This is a genomic window from Terrabacter sp. Ter38 (assembly GCF_024519435.1).
In the GTDB taxonomy this organism is placed as follows: Bacteria; Actinomycetota; Actinomycetes; order Actinomycetales; family Dermatophilaceae; genus Terrabacter.
On record NZ_JALJRZ010000006.1, the window covers coordinates 152,396 to 165,252 of the forward strand.

9 protein-coding genes are annotated in these 12,857 nt (G+C 71.5%); 1 reads left to right on the forward strand and 8 read right to left on the reverse strand.

The features are described 5' to 3' along the window. The 8 genes from clpB to dnaK form a co-directional block, all read right to left on the reverse strand. Entirely contained in the window at positions 1 to 2,562 is a 2,562-nt protein-coding gene (clpB, locus tag NR112_RS13980) for an ATP-dependent chaperone ClpB (protein ID WP_256794914.1), read from the reverse strand. 122 nt (positions 2,563 to 2,684) lie between these two features. Continuing rightward, complete coding sequence (locus NR112_RS13985; RefSeq protein WP_256794915.1) at positions 2,685 to 2,942, reverse strand: hypothetical protein; 258 nt, start codon at positions 2,940 to 2,942, stop codon at positions 2,685 to 2,687. Between the two features lie 9 nt (positions 2,943 to 2,951). Next, on the reverse strand, positions 2,952 to 3,644 hold the full coding sequence (locus NR112_RS13990; protein ID WP_256794916.1) for an ANTAR domain-containing protein: 693 nt from the start codon (positions 3,642 to 3,644) through the stop codon (positions 2,952 to 2,954). Between the two features lie 195 nt (positions 3,645 to 3,839). Further along, positions 3,840 to 6,980, reverse strand: coding sequence for an ATP-binding protein (locus tag NR112_RS13995; RefSeq protein ID WP_256794917.1), 3,141 nt, complete (start codon positions 6,978 to 6,980; stop codon positions 3,840 to 3,842). Positions 6,981 to 7,097: 117 nt separating this feature from the next. Next, positions 7,098 to 7,550, reverse strand: a complete 453-nt coding sequence (locus NR112_RS14000; protein WP_256794918.1) for a heat shock protein transcriptional repressor HspR — start codon at positions 7,548 to 7,550, stop codon at positions 7,098 to 7,100. Positions 7,551 to 7,567: 17 nt separating this feature from the next. After that, complete coding sequence (locus tag NR112_RS14005; protein WP_256794919.1) at positions 7,568 to 8,578, reverse strand: DnaJ C-terminal domain-containing protein; 1,011 nt, start codon at positions 8,576 to 8,578, stop codon at positions 7,568 to 7,570. An 89-nt stretch (positions 8,579 to 8,667) separates the two neighbouring features. Then, the gene (locus tag NR112_RS14010) at positions 8,668 to 9,363 is read right to left on the reverse strand and encodes a nucleotide exchange factor GrpE (RefSeq protein WP_256794920.1); all 696 of its coding nucleotides are present in this window, start codon (positions 9,361 to 9,363) and stop codon (positions 8,668 to 8,670) included. Continuing rightward, on the reverse strand, positions 9,360 to 11,273 hold the full coding sequence (dnaK, locus tag NR112_RS14015; protein WP_256794921.1) for a molecular chaperone DnaK: 1,914 nt from the start codon (positions 11,271 to 11,273) through the stop codon (positions 9,360 to 9,362). Before dnaK ends, NR112_RS14010 begins: the two co-directional genes overlap by 4 nt. A 266-nt stretch (positions 11,274 to 11,539) precedes the next feature. On the opposite strand from dnaK, the gene NR112_RS14020 reads away from it, so the two are divergent. Further along, positions 11,540 to 12,826 (forward strand): sorbosone dehydrogenase family protein, encoded by a 1,287-nt coding sequence (locus tag NR112_RS14020; protein ID WP_256794922.1) that lies wholly within the window; start codon positions 11,540 to 11,542, stop codon positions 12,824 to 12,826. Positions 12,827 to 12,857 lie beyond the last annotated feature (31 nt).

Here is a 12,857-nt window from a genome sequence, read left to right on the forward strand (position 1 = left end):
TCAGACGAGGTCGAGCGCCTCGCCGTCGGGGTCGACACCCACGGTGACCGCCGACCCGTCGCGCACGTCGCCCGAAAGCAGGCCGCGGGCCAGTCGGTCGCCGATCTCGCGCTGGACGAGGCGTCGCAGCGGCCGGGCGCCGTAGGCCGGGTCGTAGCCGCGGCCCGCGAGCCACTGGCGCGCGTCGTCGGTGACCTCGAGCGTGATGCGCCGGTCGGAGAGACGCTCGGCGAAGGCCCGCACCTGCAGGTCGACGATGCGGGCGAGGTCGTCGCGGCTCAAGGCGTCGAAGACGACGACCTCGTCGAGGCGGTTGAGGAACTCGGGCTTGAAGGACGAGCGCACGACGCCCATGACCGACTCGCGTCGTGCGTCGGGGCTCAGCGTCGGGTCGGTGAGGAACTGCGAGCCGAGGTTGGAGGTGAGCACGAGGATGACGTTGCGGAAGTCGACGGTGCGACCCTGTCCGTCGGTCAGCCGCCCGTCGTCGAGGACCTGGAGCAGGATGTCGAACGTCTCGGGGTGGGCCTTCTCGACCTCGTCGAGGAGGATCACGGAGTAGGGGCGACGGCGGACGGCCTCCGTGAGCTGGCCACCCTCCTCGTAGCCGACGTAGCCGGGGGGCGCCCCGATGAGGCGCGCGACGGAGTGCCGCTCGGAGTACTCCGACATGTCGATGCGGACCATGGCCCGCTCGTCGTCGAAGAGGAAGTCGGCGAGGCTCTTGGCCAGCTCGGTCTTGCCGACACCGGTGGGTCCGAGGAAGAGGAAGCTGCCGGTCGGCCGGTCGGGGTCGGAGACCCCGGCGCGGGTGCGGCGCACCGCGTCGGAGACCGCACGCACCGCGTCGGCCTGGCCGATGAGCCGGGCGCCGATGTGCTGCTCCATGTGCAGCAGCTTCTCGGACTCACCCTCCATGAGCCGGCCTGCCGGGATGCCGGTCCAGGCGGAGATGACGTCGGCGATGTCGTCGGCGCCGACCTCCTCCTTGACCATCGGCTCGTCGTCGCCGGTGGTGGCGGCCTCCTCCCGCTCCTGGGCGGTCGCGAGCTCCTTCTCGAGGGTCGGGATGTCGCCGTAGAGGATCTTGGAGGCGGCGCCGAGATCACCCTCACGCTGGAGTCGGTCGGCCTGGGTGCGCAGGTCGTCGATGCGCGCCTTGAGGTCACCGACGGCGTTGAGCCCGGACTTCTCGGCCTCCCAGCGGGCGTTGAGGGCCGCGAGCTCCTCGGAGCGGTCGGCGAGGTCCTTGCGCAGGCGCTCGAGGCGGTCCTTGCTCGCCGCGTCGCTCTCCTGCTCGAGGGCGAACTCCTCCATCTTGAGCCGGTCGACGGCACGCCGGAGCTCGTCGACCTCGACAGGGCTCGAGTCGATCTCCATCCGCAGCCGGGAGGCGGCCTCGTCGATGAGGTCGATGGCCTTGTCGGGCAGCTGGCGCCCGCTGATGTAGCGGTCGGACAGGCTGGCCGCGGCGACGAGCGCCGAGTCGGCGATCGTCACCTTGTGGTGGCCCTCGTAGCGCTCCTTGAGCCCGCGGAGGATCGCGATGGTGTCCTCGACGGAGGGCTCGCCCACGAAGACCTGCTGGAAGCGGCGCTCGAGGGCGGCGTCCTTCTCGATGTGCTTGCGGTACTCGTCGAGGGTCGTCGCGCCGACGAGTCGGAGCTCGCCGCGGGCGAGCATGGGCTTGAGCATGTTGCCGGCGTCCATGGCGCCCTCGCCGCCGGCGCCCGCGCCGACGACGGTGTGGATCTCGTCGATGAAGGTGACGATCTGGCCGTCGCTGCCCTTGATCTCCTCGAGGACGGCCTTGAGCCGCTCCTCGAACTCGCCGCGGTACTTGGCCCCGGCGATCATCGAGCCGAGGTCGAGGCTGTAGAGGGTCTTGTCGCGCAGGCTCTCCGGCACGTCGCCCTCGACGATGCGCTGGGCGAGGCCCTCGACGACGGCGGTCTTGCCGACCCCGGGCTCGCCGATGAGCACGGGATTGTTCTTCGTCCGGCGTGAGAGGACCTGGACGACGCGGCGGATCTCGGCGTCGCGACCGATGACGGGGTCGAGCTTGCCCTCGCGAGCGCGAGCCGTGAGGTCGGTGCCGTACTTCGCGAGCGCCTCGAAGGTCCCCTCGGGGTTGTCGGAGGTGACGGGACGACCTCCGCGCAGCGTGGGGATGGCCGCCTCGATGGCGTCGGCGTCGAGGCCGAACTGGCCCGTGCGCGCGAGCGCGAGCAGGAGGTGGTCGGTGGAGACGTAGGAGTCGCCCATCGCCGTCATGTACTGCTGGGCCTGCTGGACGACGCGTCCGGCCGTGGCCGAGAGCTGCGGCTGCTGGGCGCCGCCGGTGACCTGCGGCATCGCGGCCATGGCGCGCTCGGCGGCGGCGGTCGCGGCTGCGACGCTCGAGCCCCCGGCGGTGAGCAGGGCCGGGGTGGTCGTGCCGCTCTGGGCTGCCAACGCGAGCAGCAGGTGTGCCGGCTCGATGTTCGGGTGGTGCTTGCCGGTCGCGGTCGTCGCGGCCTGGGCAAAGGCCTCCTGAGCCTTGTTGGTCAGCTGTAGGTCCATGCGTACTCCTGGTGAGGGGGTCGGTTCACTGGGATCAACGGGCGCTGACTTGAGTCTATTCCACTCAACTTCGTGCTACGTCCGGGATGCCGACGACCCCATCGGTCGTGAGTGTCGTGCGCTCAGACGAGCGGATCGGGGTCGTACCACCCGTCGTGGGCCGCGGCGAGCGCCTGGAAGCGGGCGGCGTACGCCGGGTCGGGAGGGGTGCGCACGTGGACGGCCCACTCGTGGGCCTCGGAGTCGTCCTCGCCCGCGAGCGCCTCACGCACGACCCGGACGTCGGCCCATCCCTCGGCCTCGAGCTCGTCGGCGAGCTCCTCGGCGGCGTCGCGCTCCGGCAGCACGATGAGGTGCTCGACATCGTCCGTGCTGCTCACTCGTCCAGCCTAGGACCGACCGACGACCTCGTCCGGCTCCGCACCGGTCTCGATGACGCGCTGGGCGACGACACGCAGCTTGACGTTGTGGTCCTGCGACGCGCGCCGCAGCACGTCGAAGGCCTCCTCCGAGACGATCCGGTGGCGCTCGATGAGGATGCCCATGGCCTGACCGACGAGCCGGTGGCTCTCGACGGCGCGCTCGAGGTTGGCCTCGTTCTCGCGGAAGCGGTCGACGGTGACGATCCGGTCGACCGCCTGCGCCAGTGAGTGCAGGAGCAGCTCGGCGACCGTTCGCTCGGTCGCACCTGGTCCCGGGATCAACCCCACGCCGGCCCAGACGCGGCACGTGGCGTGGATGCCCGACGACTCGAGGAGGAGCCCGCGGGTCCCGCCGCCGGCTCCCGGGTCCACCGCCGTCCCGTCGACGTCGACGGGGCCCGCGAGGACCTCGCGCACGGCGGGTGAGAGCGCCGACGGGGGGACGACACCCGATGCGCTCGCGAGGAGGTCGTGGTGGGTCGCGGTCACGCGGATCACGGCCTCGCCCACGAGGACGTCTCCGATGGCCGACGCGGCCACGGAGAGCGCCTCCTCGAGGTCCTCGGAGCGGACCAGCTGCCGCGCGGCGGCGGTGATCCGCCCGGCGGCGTCGGGATCGCCGTCATCGTTCGCAGCGGTCGCCGGACGCAGGTCGGTCACGGGGCCTCCAGGGTATGCGTGGGAAGGCCCGCGAACTTGGAGGCAGCACAGTGTTGCATCCCGTGGCGCCACCCGACAAAACACGACACGGGGCAACTGCCCGATCCCGACCAGCTCCCCCGCGGCACAGGACCGCACGCACGTGACCTCCGAGGCCCGCAACCCCGGAGGTCGGGTCTCGGGTCTCGGCGGCGGTCAGGCCTGGTCGGGGTCCTGCCCGCTCTCGACGACGCGCGCCGCGATCTCGCGCAGCTTGACGTTGCGGTTGAGCGAGGCCTGCCGCAGCATCTCGAAGCTCTGCGTCGCCGTGATCCGGTGGCGTTCGATGAGGACGCCGACGGCGTGGCCAATGAGCCGATGACTCTCGATGGCCTGCTCGAGCTGGCGCTCCTTCTGCGCGCGCGCCTGCCGCGCGACGACGCGGTCGACGGCCTGACCGAGCGACTGCGCGAGCAGGTCACCGACGATGAGCTCGTCGCTCGAGACCAGACGCGGCTCGTCGAACTGCACCCAGCCGCGGCAGTCGGACTCGTGGGCTGTCGGCAGGAGCAGCAGGCCCTCGCGCTTGTCGCCGACGAGGACGTCGTGGCTGTGGGGTGAGGACTCCAGCCCCCGACGTGGGCCGGGCTCGAGGTCGTCGACCGCCACACGCCCGCGCGGGGACAGCACGACCGCCTCCCCCTTCGTCGGCGAGACGGCCAGGGTGACGGCGCCGTCGAAGAGCACCGTGAAGCCCGTGACGGCCGTGGCGAGCACCTGGTCCAGCTCCTCGGCGACCGCGAGGTCGACGGCGATCCGCGCCGCGAGCTCGCGCCGCATGCGGGACTCGTGTTCGCGCGTCTCGTCGCGAACGACGACGATGACAAAGCCTTCGTGCTCGGCCGTGGCGGGCACGCTCGCCGACCGGATGTGGACCCATGCCTCGCCGCCACCACGACGCAGGATGCGGTAGCGGTCGTCGTCGACGGGGCGGCCGGACCGGAGCAGCTCCATCCTCCGACCGTGCTCACGGCGTTCGTCGGGGGACTCCGACTCGGGGATCCACCAGGGGTACGGCGGCACGAGGGGGCCGTCGGCGAGGGACCAGCCGAAGGTGCGGGTGAACACGTCGTTGACCTGGACGACCAGGCCCTCGCCGTCGACGACGACGAACGGCTCCTGGATGGCGCCGAGGATGGCGCGCAACCAGGCGGCGTCTCGCGACCGCGACCGCGCGCGTAGGAGGTTGGCGGCGAGGCGCGCGCGCAGCTCCTCGGGCTGGAAGGGCTTGACGACGTAGTCGTCGGCGCCCTCGAGCAGCCCGGTGGTGCTGGCCTCGACGCCGGCCCGGGCCGAGAGCAGGACGACCGGCAGGTCGCGCAGGCTCGGCTCGGCCCGGATCTCCCGGACGAGGGTCAGGCCGTCCATGCGCGGCATCATGACGTCGGCGAGGACGATCGACGGGCGCCGGGTGCGGAGATGGTCGAGGGCCTCCACGCCGTCGCGAACCGAGACGACGTCGTAGTCGACGACGCAGTGCCGGGCGATGTAGTCGCGCATGTCGTGGTTGTCCTCGACGACGAGGAGCGTCGGACGCACCTCGTCGGGCCTCGGGGTCGGCGAGGCCGGGCCGGGCAGGTGCGCCGCCCCGTCGGTGGCCGACTCCATCTCGGCCGCGACCTCGTCTCGGATGACCCAGCTGTTCGCCTCGTTGATGAAGGACTCCGCCGAGCGCGGCCGGATCGAGGGACGCAACGCGACACGCTCGGCCGCGCGGCCCCACGGGAGCGACACCGTGAACGTGCTGCCGTGCCCCGGCTGGGACCGCACGGCGACCCGGCCCCCGAGCAGGTCGACGAGCTGGCGCACGAGCGACAGGCCGATACCGGCGCCCTCACGCGACCGGCGGTCGTCGCCGCGGTCCAGCTGTCGGAACCGGTCGAAGACGAGGTCGAGGTCCTTCTCGGCGATGCCGATGCCGGTGTCGGTGACCGACACCGAGTAGCCGTCGCCGTCGCCGGTCAGGCACAGCGAGATCCGGCCACGGGCCGTGAACTTCAGGGCGTTCGAGAGCAGGTTGAGCAGGATGCGCTCGAACATGTCGACGTCGACGTAGGCCTCGTGGTCGAGGTCGTCGCAGACCACCTCGAACTCGAGCCCCATGCGCTCGATGGCGGGTCGGAAGTTCGCGGCGATGCCGGTCGTCAGCTCCTCGACGTCGGCCGGGACCCAGTGGGGCTCGACCGCACCGGCTTCCACGCGGGTGAGGTCGAGGATGCGGTCGACGAGACCGGCCAGTCGGTCGGTGTTGCGGCGGATCAGCTCGAAGCGCTGACGCTGCTCGGGGTCGAGTCCCCCGGAGGCCAGCGCATCCTGGACCGGCCCGGCGATGAGGGTCAGGGGCGTGCGCAGCTCGTGGCTGACGTTCGCGAAGAAGTCGGACTTGGCCACGTCGAGGTCGGCGAGGGCCTCGGAGCGGCCCCGCTCGTCCCGAAGACGACGGATGGCACTCAACGCCATCGCGACGTGCGAGGCGCACAGCTCCGCGTAGACCTGCAGCGGGGCATCCCAGGGACGTCGCGGGTTCTCGGTCAGCAGCAGGTACGCACTCGGCTCGAGCAGGCCGGGCTCGACGACGGGCACGACGTGCACGACGTGCCCGTCGACGGCGCCGCTCTGCGGTTCGTCCCCCTCGCCGTGCCACCGGATGGCGCTCGCGAGGTGGTCGTTGACCTGGGAGCCGAGCACCTCGAGCGCGCGGTCACGGACGTCCTCGCGCGTTTCGGCGTCGGCCAAGGAAGCCACGAGCCGGGCCGACATCTCGTCGCGCCGCTCGGCGAGCACCTTGGCGGTGGTCTCGGTGGCGATGTCGAGGACGCCGGCGACCTGACCGTCGTCATCATGGACCGCGCCGAACGACCACGTGAAGTACGCCTCCTCGAGGAAGCCGTAACGGTCGACGACCAGCAGCTCGTCCTCGACCCAGGTCGCGGGACCGCCACTGGCCACGCCATGGAGCATCGGTCCGATGACGTCCCAGATCTCGGGCCATACCTCACGGATGGGGCGACCCCACGCCCCGGGGTGCTTGCTCTCGCCGAGGAGGTCGCGGTAGCCGTCGTTGTAGAGCATGGAGAGGTCCGGGCCCCAGCAGACGAGCATGGGGAAGCGGGACGACAGACAGACGTCGACCAGCATGCGAAGGTTCGCGGGCCATGCCTCGACGGGGCCGAGGTGCGTCGCCGACCAGTCGGTGCGACGAAAGAGGTCGAGCATCTCGCCCTGGCGCGGCACACCGTCGTGCGGGCTGACCAGGGGGGCGCCCGAGGGGCCGCCCTCGGGGTGGTGCGGGGTCACTCGACCTCCGGGACTGGGGTCACGAAGCTGCCGCCGGCGGCATCCTACGACGGCATGCCCCGTCTGCTCGAGGCGAGCACAGTCTGACACACGCGAGAAGTGCCGGGAGTCGGGACGCTAACGTTCCGGCCGCCAGACGACGAGGGCCTGCGACGACGGCGCACGTGGGGGTCGCTGCCCCCGGCGGACCGCGACGACCTCGCCACGTGAACCGACCGCGAAGACCCGGGCGCCGGCCGAGAGGGCAGCCTGGGCGGCCGCCAGCTCGGTGGCGAGCTCCTCGACCCGTGACCGAAGGGCGGTCACGTGGTTCTCGAGGTCGAGGATGCGCTGGATGCCGGCCAGCGAGACACCCTCCTGCGAGAGGCGCTGCACCTCGCGGAGCAGCTCGACGTCGCGGGTGCTGTAGCGCCGTCCGCCACCGCGCGTGCGCGACGGGGAGACGAGGCCGAGCCGGTCGTACTGACGCAGCGTCTGCGCGTGCATGCCGGCCAGCTCGGCCGCGACGGAGATGACGAAGACGGGTGCGTCGTCGTCGTGCCCGCCGGGGCGGGCGCTCTTGCGGGCCATCGTCGTCACCTCGCTCGTCAGGCTCGGGCGCGCTGGAAGAGGTCGGCGCGGGGGTCGTGACCGTCCTCGGCGGCAGCCATCTTCTCGACGGCCTCACGGGCCTCGTCGGTCAGTCGCTGCGGCACGACGACCTGCACGCGGGCCAGCAGGTCGCCGACGTGGTCGCCCCGTTTGACGCCGCGACCCTTGAGCCGCAGGACGCGGCCGCTCGGGGTGCCGGGTGCGACCTTGACCTTGACCGACCCGCCGTCGAGCGTCGGGACCGCCACGGTCGCGCCGAGCGCGGCCTCCGCGAAGGTGACGGGAAGGTCGAGGGTGAGGTTGTCGCCGTCGCGGCCGTAGACCGGGTGCTTGTCGACGGCCACCGTCAGGATGAGGTCACCGGCCGGCGCGCCGGGGTCGCCCTGGCGGCCCTTGCCACGCAAGCGGATCCGCTGGCCGTCCTTGACGCCTGCGGGGATGCGGGCGGTGATGCGGCCGAGGTCGGGAGAGCTGAGCGAGACCGTCGAGCCCTCGACGGCGTCACGGAAGCCGATGTGCGTGCTCGCCTGGACGTCGGCCCCGGGGCGCGGACCGGCGGTCGCGCCGTAGCCGCCGTAGCCGGCGCCGGGCGCTGCACCGCCGAACATCTGCCCGAGGATGTCCTCGAGGTTGGGCTGGCCGCCGGCGCCACCGGTGTCGAAGCGCACGCGCTGCCCACCGGGACCGCCCGCGCCGCCGAAGGCGGAGAAGATGTCCTCGAAACCGGCGCCCTGGCCACCCGCGCCGCCCGCGGTGAAGCGGGCACCGCCGTGCGACATCGCCCGGATCGCGTCGTACTCGCGCCGCTTCTCGGGGTCCGAGAGGACGGCATACGCCTCCCCGACCTCCTTGAAGCGCTCCTCCGCCTTGGGGTCGCCGACGTTGTGGTCGGGGTGCATCGTCCGCGCTACCTTGCGGTACGTCTTCTTGATCGTCGCGGCGTCGGCGTCCTGGGGCACGCCGAGGATCGCGTAGAAGTCCTTCTCGAACCAGTCCTGACTAGCCATGGCGCACCTCCTCGTTCACGGTGACTCTCACGCTGCTCCCATCATCGGGTATGCCGCCGGGCTGCGTGCGCAGCCCGGCGGTGGACGTCTCAGGCGGGGTCGGCAACCGAGACCCGGGCGGCGCGGACGAGCCGGTCGCCGACGCGGTAGCCGGGCTGGAGCACCTGGACGACGGTGGTGCCGGTCGTACCCTCGGGCAGCTCGGCCTCGACGTGCATGAGGGCCTCGTGCACGTTGGGGTCGAACTCCTGACCGACCTCGCCGAGACGCTCGACGCCGAAGCGTCCGAGGGTCGCCTCGAGCTTGTCGGCGATCGCGGCGAAGGGACCGCCGGCGAGGTCGCCGGCCTGGCGGGCCATGTGAATGTCGTCGAGGACCGGGAGCAGGGACTCGACGACGCTACCGACCGCGGTGTGACGGATGACCTCACGGTCGCGGTCCACGCGCTTCTTGTAGTTGACGTACTCGGCCTGCAGTCGCTGCAGGTCGGCCAGCAGCGTCGCCGCCATGGTGTCCTCCTCGGCGAGGGCCGTGCCCTCGGTCTCCGAGGACGCACCGGCGGCGCCCCTCTCGTTGGAGTCGGGTGCGGTGTGGTCGAACTCGTCCTCACCACCGGGCTCGGACGACGCGCCGGCACCGCCCTCGTAGTACGTGTGATGGCGCTCGCCGTGGGCGGAGTCTGCCCGCGGCGGGGTGCCGGCGGCGTCGCCGCCGGCACCCGTCGCGCCCGTTGCGGTCACGTCAGGCTGTTCGCCGGGCGCGCCGTGCTTCCGGGACTCGGTCACTTGGCGTCCTTGACCTCGTCGTCGTCGACGACCTCGGCGTCGACGACGTCGTCGTCGGCCGTGCCGGACCCACCGGGCGTGGTGTCGTCGGCGGGGGCGCCGTCCTGCGCCCCGGCGGCGCCCGCGGCGTTCGCGGAGGCCTGCTCGGTGGCGTACACGGCCTGGCCCATGGCCTGCGACTTCGTGTTGAGGTCCTCGACCTTGGCCTTGATGTCGTCGGCGCCGGCCTCGGACCCCTCGGCGATGGCGGCCTTGAGGTCGGCGAGCGACTCCTCGACCGGCGTCTTGACGTCGGCCGGGACCTTGTCGCCCGACTCCTTGAGGAAGGACTCGGTCGAGAAGACGAGCTGCTCGGCCTGGTTCCTGACCTCGGCCTCCTCGCGACGCTTCTTGTCCTCGTCGGCGTGCGCCTCGGCGTCCTTGACCATCTTGTCGATCTCCTCCTTCGACAGGGCCGAGCCGCCGGTGATCGTCATCTTCTGCTCCTTGCCGGTGCCCTGGTCCTTGGCGGAGACGTTGACGATGCCGTTGGCGTCGATGTCGAAGGTGACCTCGATCTTCGGCACACCGCGCGGCGCCGGCGCGATGCCGGTCAGCTCGAAGGTGCCGAGCGACTTGTTGTGCTGCGCGATCTCGCGCTCACCCTGGAAGACCTGGATGAGGACCGACGGCTGGTTGTCGTCGGCGGTGCTGAAGATCTCGGAGCGCTTCGTCGGGATCGCGGTGTTGCGCTCGATGAGCTTGGTGAACAGGCCACCCTTGGTCTCGATGCCGAGCGAGAGCGGCGTGACGTCGATGAGCAGGACGTCCTTGCGCTCGCCCTTGAGGACACCGGCCTGCAGGCTCGCGCCCATGGCGACGACCTCGTCGGGGTTGACGCCCTTGTTGGGGGCCTTGCCGCCGGTCAGCTCGGTGACGAGCGCGGTGACGGCCGGCATGCGGGTGGAGCCACCGACGAGCACGACGTGGTCGATGTCGGCGACCTTGATGCCGGCGTCCTCGATGACCTTGTGGAACGGCGCCTTGGTGCGGTCGAGGAGCGACTTGGTCATCTGCTCGAACTGCGCGCGGGTGAGGTTCTCGTCGAGGTGGATCGGACCCTCGGGTGTCATCGAGATGTACTGCGCCGAGATGTTGGTGCTCGTCGCGGTGGACAGCTCCTTCTTGGCGCGCTCGGCCTCGTCGCGGAGGCGCTGCATCGCGATCTTGTCCTTGGACAGGTCCTGGCCCGTCTTGTTCTTCACCTGCGTGATGAGGTGCTGGACGACGACGTCGTCCCAGTCGTCACCACCGAGGTGGTTGTCGCCGTTGGTGGCGCGCACCTGGATCGTCGCGAAGCCGTCCTCGGCGTCCTTGCCGACCTCGAGGAGGGACACGTCGAACGTGCCGCCGCCGAGGTCGAAGACGAGGATGAGCTCGTCCTCCTTGCCCTTGTCGAGACCGTAGGCGAGCGCGGCGGCGGTGGGCTCGTTGACGATGCGCAGGACGTTGAGGCCCGCGATCTCACCGGCCTCCTTCGTGGCCTGGCGCTCGGCGTCGTCGAAGTACGCGGGCACGGTGATGACGGCGTCGGTCACGGTCTCGCCGAGGTAGGACTCCGCGTCGCGCTTGAGCTTCTGGAGGATGCGCGCGCTGATCTCCTGCGCGGTGTACGTCTTGCCGTCGATCTCGGGCGACTTCCAGTCGGTGCCCATGTGGCGCTTGACCGAGCGGATCGTGCGGTCGACGTTCGTGACGGCCTGGCGCTTGGCGACCTCGCCGACGAGAACCTCGCCGTTCTTGGAGAACGCGACGACGGAGGGGGTGGTCCGCCCGCCCTCGGCGTTCGCGATGATGCTCGGCTCGCCGCCCTCGAGGACGGAGACGGCCGAGTTGGTGGTACCGAGGTCGATTCCGACGGCACGTGCCATGGGTGACTCCTTGATGATCTAGGTGGAGACCGTGGTGCTGGTGGTCCGGGTGAAACAGGTCCTCGCTCAATCTGCTCCCGCTCCGACGTGATTGTCAAAACCGGACTCGCAAATCTTGCGTTCACTCGACTCAACTCTGGGCATCCCGCGATTGTTCCCACTCGCTCGGACGAATCCCGGGCGGGACCACGACATCGAGACCGGGCGCGTGCGACCTGCGCCGGCGCACAGGCAGGCTGGCTAGCGTCGGGACCGGAGGTGGCCCCATGCAGACCCAGACGACCCGCACGGTGCGCACCGCACTCGCGGCGGCCGTCGCCCTCGGCCTGACCGGCGTCTCGGCGGCCGCCTGCTCCCCCGCGGTCTCGACCACGGCCGGTGCCACGACCACAGGCACGTCCTCGACGTCGTCACCGACGGCCTCGACGGTCACGACCACGAGCGCGCAGACCTCGAGCGCACACGCGGGGACGACGCGGACGCCCTCGGCGACGTCGAGCGGGCCGGCCACCCCGACGGGTGCGCCACCCACCTCGGCGCCGGGGCGGGCGACCGGGACGGCGACGGTCGTGCGCACCCTGGCCGCCGGGATCGACGTGCCGTGGGGCCTCGCCCGGCTGCCCGACGGGACCGTCCTCGTCTCGGCGCGCGACAGCTTCCGGGTCTACCGGCTCGACGTCGCGGCTGCCCGGCTGACCCGGGTCGGCACGGTGCCGGGCGTCGTCTCGAACGTCGCACAGCAGGGTGAGGCGGGCCTGCTCGGCATCGCCGTCTCGCCCGCCTTCACCCGCGACCACCTCGTCTACGCCTACTACTCCACCGCGAGGGACAACCGCATCGCGGCGATCCCGTGGGACCCGTCCGCACCCGCCGGTCGGCAGCTCGGCACGCCGCGGGTGCTCGTCACAGGGATCCCGCACAACGTGCACCACAACGGCGGTCGCCTCGCCTTCGGGCCGGACGGCTACCTCTACGCGACGACCGGCGAGGCGCAGCAGCCGGCGCTGGCCCAGGACACGGGCTCGCTCGGGGGCAAGATCCTGCGGATGACGACCACGGGACGCCCGGCCCCGGGCAACCCCTTCGGGACGCTCGTGTGGTCCTACGGCCACCGCAACGTCCAGGGCATCGCGTGGGACTCCGGCGGGCGCCTCTGGGCCTCCGAGTTCGGTGACCACAGCGAGGACGAGCTCAACCTCATCCGCCCCGGCCGCAACTACGGCTGGCCACAGACGGAGGGGCGCACGAGTCGGGCGGGCATCACGGGTCCCGTGGCCCAGTGGGGCCCGCCGGAGGACTCGCCGAGCGGGATCGCGATCGCCCGGGGATCGGTCTGGATGGCGGCGCTGCGCGGGCAGCGGTTGTGGCGGATCCCCCTCGACGGCGCCGGGACGGCGGCGACGCCCCAGGACTTCCTCGTCGGCCGCTACGGGCGGCTGCGCAGCGTGCTCACTGTCGGACCGGACACCCTCCTCGTGACGACGAGCAACCGCGACGGCCGGCAGAGCCCGGGGGCAGGCGACGACCGCATCCTGCTCGTCCGGGTGACCTGAGCCCTCGGATCAACAGGCAAGACTGGACAGT

Excerpts from the sequence above, each read along its gene's own strand:
- clpB (WP_256794914.1), bottom strand. The coding sequence starts at position 2,562 with ATGGACCTACAGCTGACCAACAAGGCTCAGGAGGCCTTTGCCCAGGCC.
- NR112_RS14000 (WP_256794918.1), bottom strand. The coding sequence starts at position 7,550 with ATGGCCCGCAAGAGCGCCCGCCCCGGCGGGCACGACGACGACGCACCC.
- NR112_RS14005 (WP_256794919.1), bottom strand. The coding sequence starts at position 8,578 with ATGGCTAGTCAGGACTGGTTCGAGAAGGACTTCTACGCGATCCTCGGC.
- dnaK (WP_256794921.1), bottom strand. The coding sequence starts at position 11,273 with ATGGCACGTGCCGTCGGAATCGACCTCGGTACCACCAACTCGGCCGTC.
- NR112_RS14020 (WP_256794922.1), top strand. The coding sequence starts at position 11,540 with ATGCAGACCCAGACGACCCGCACGGTGCGCACCGCACTCGCGGCGGCC.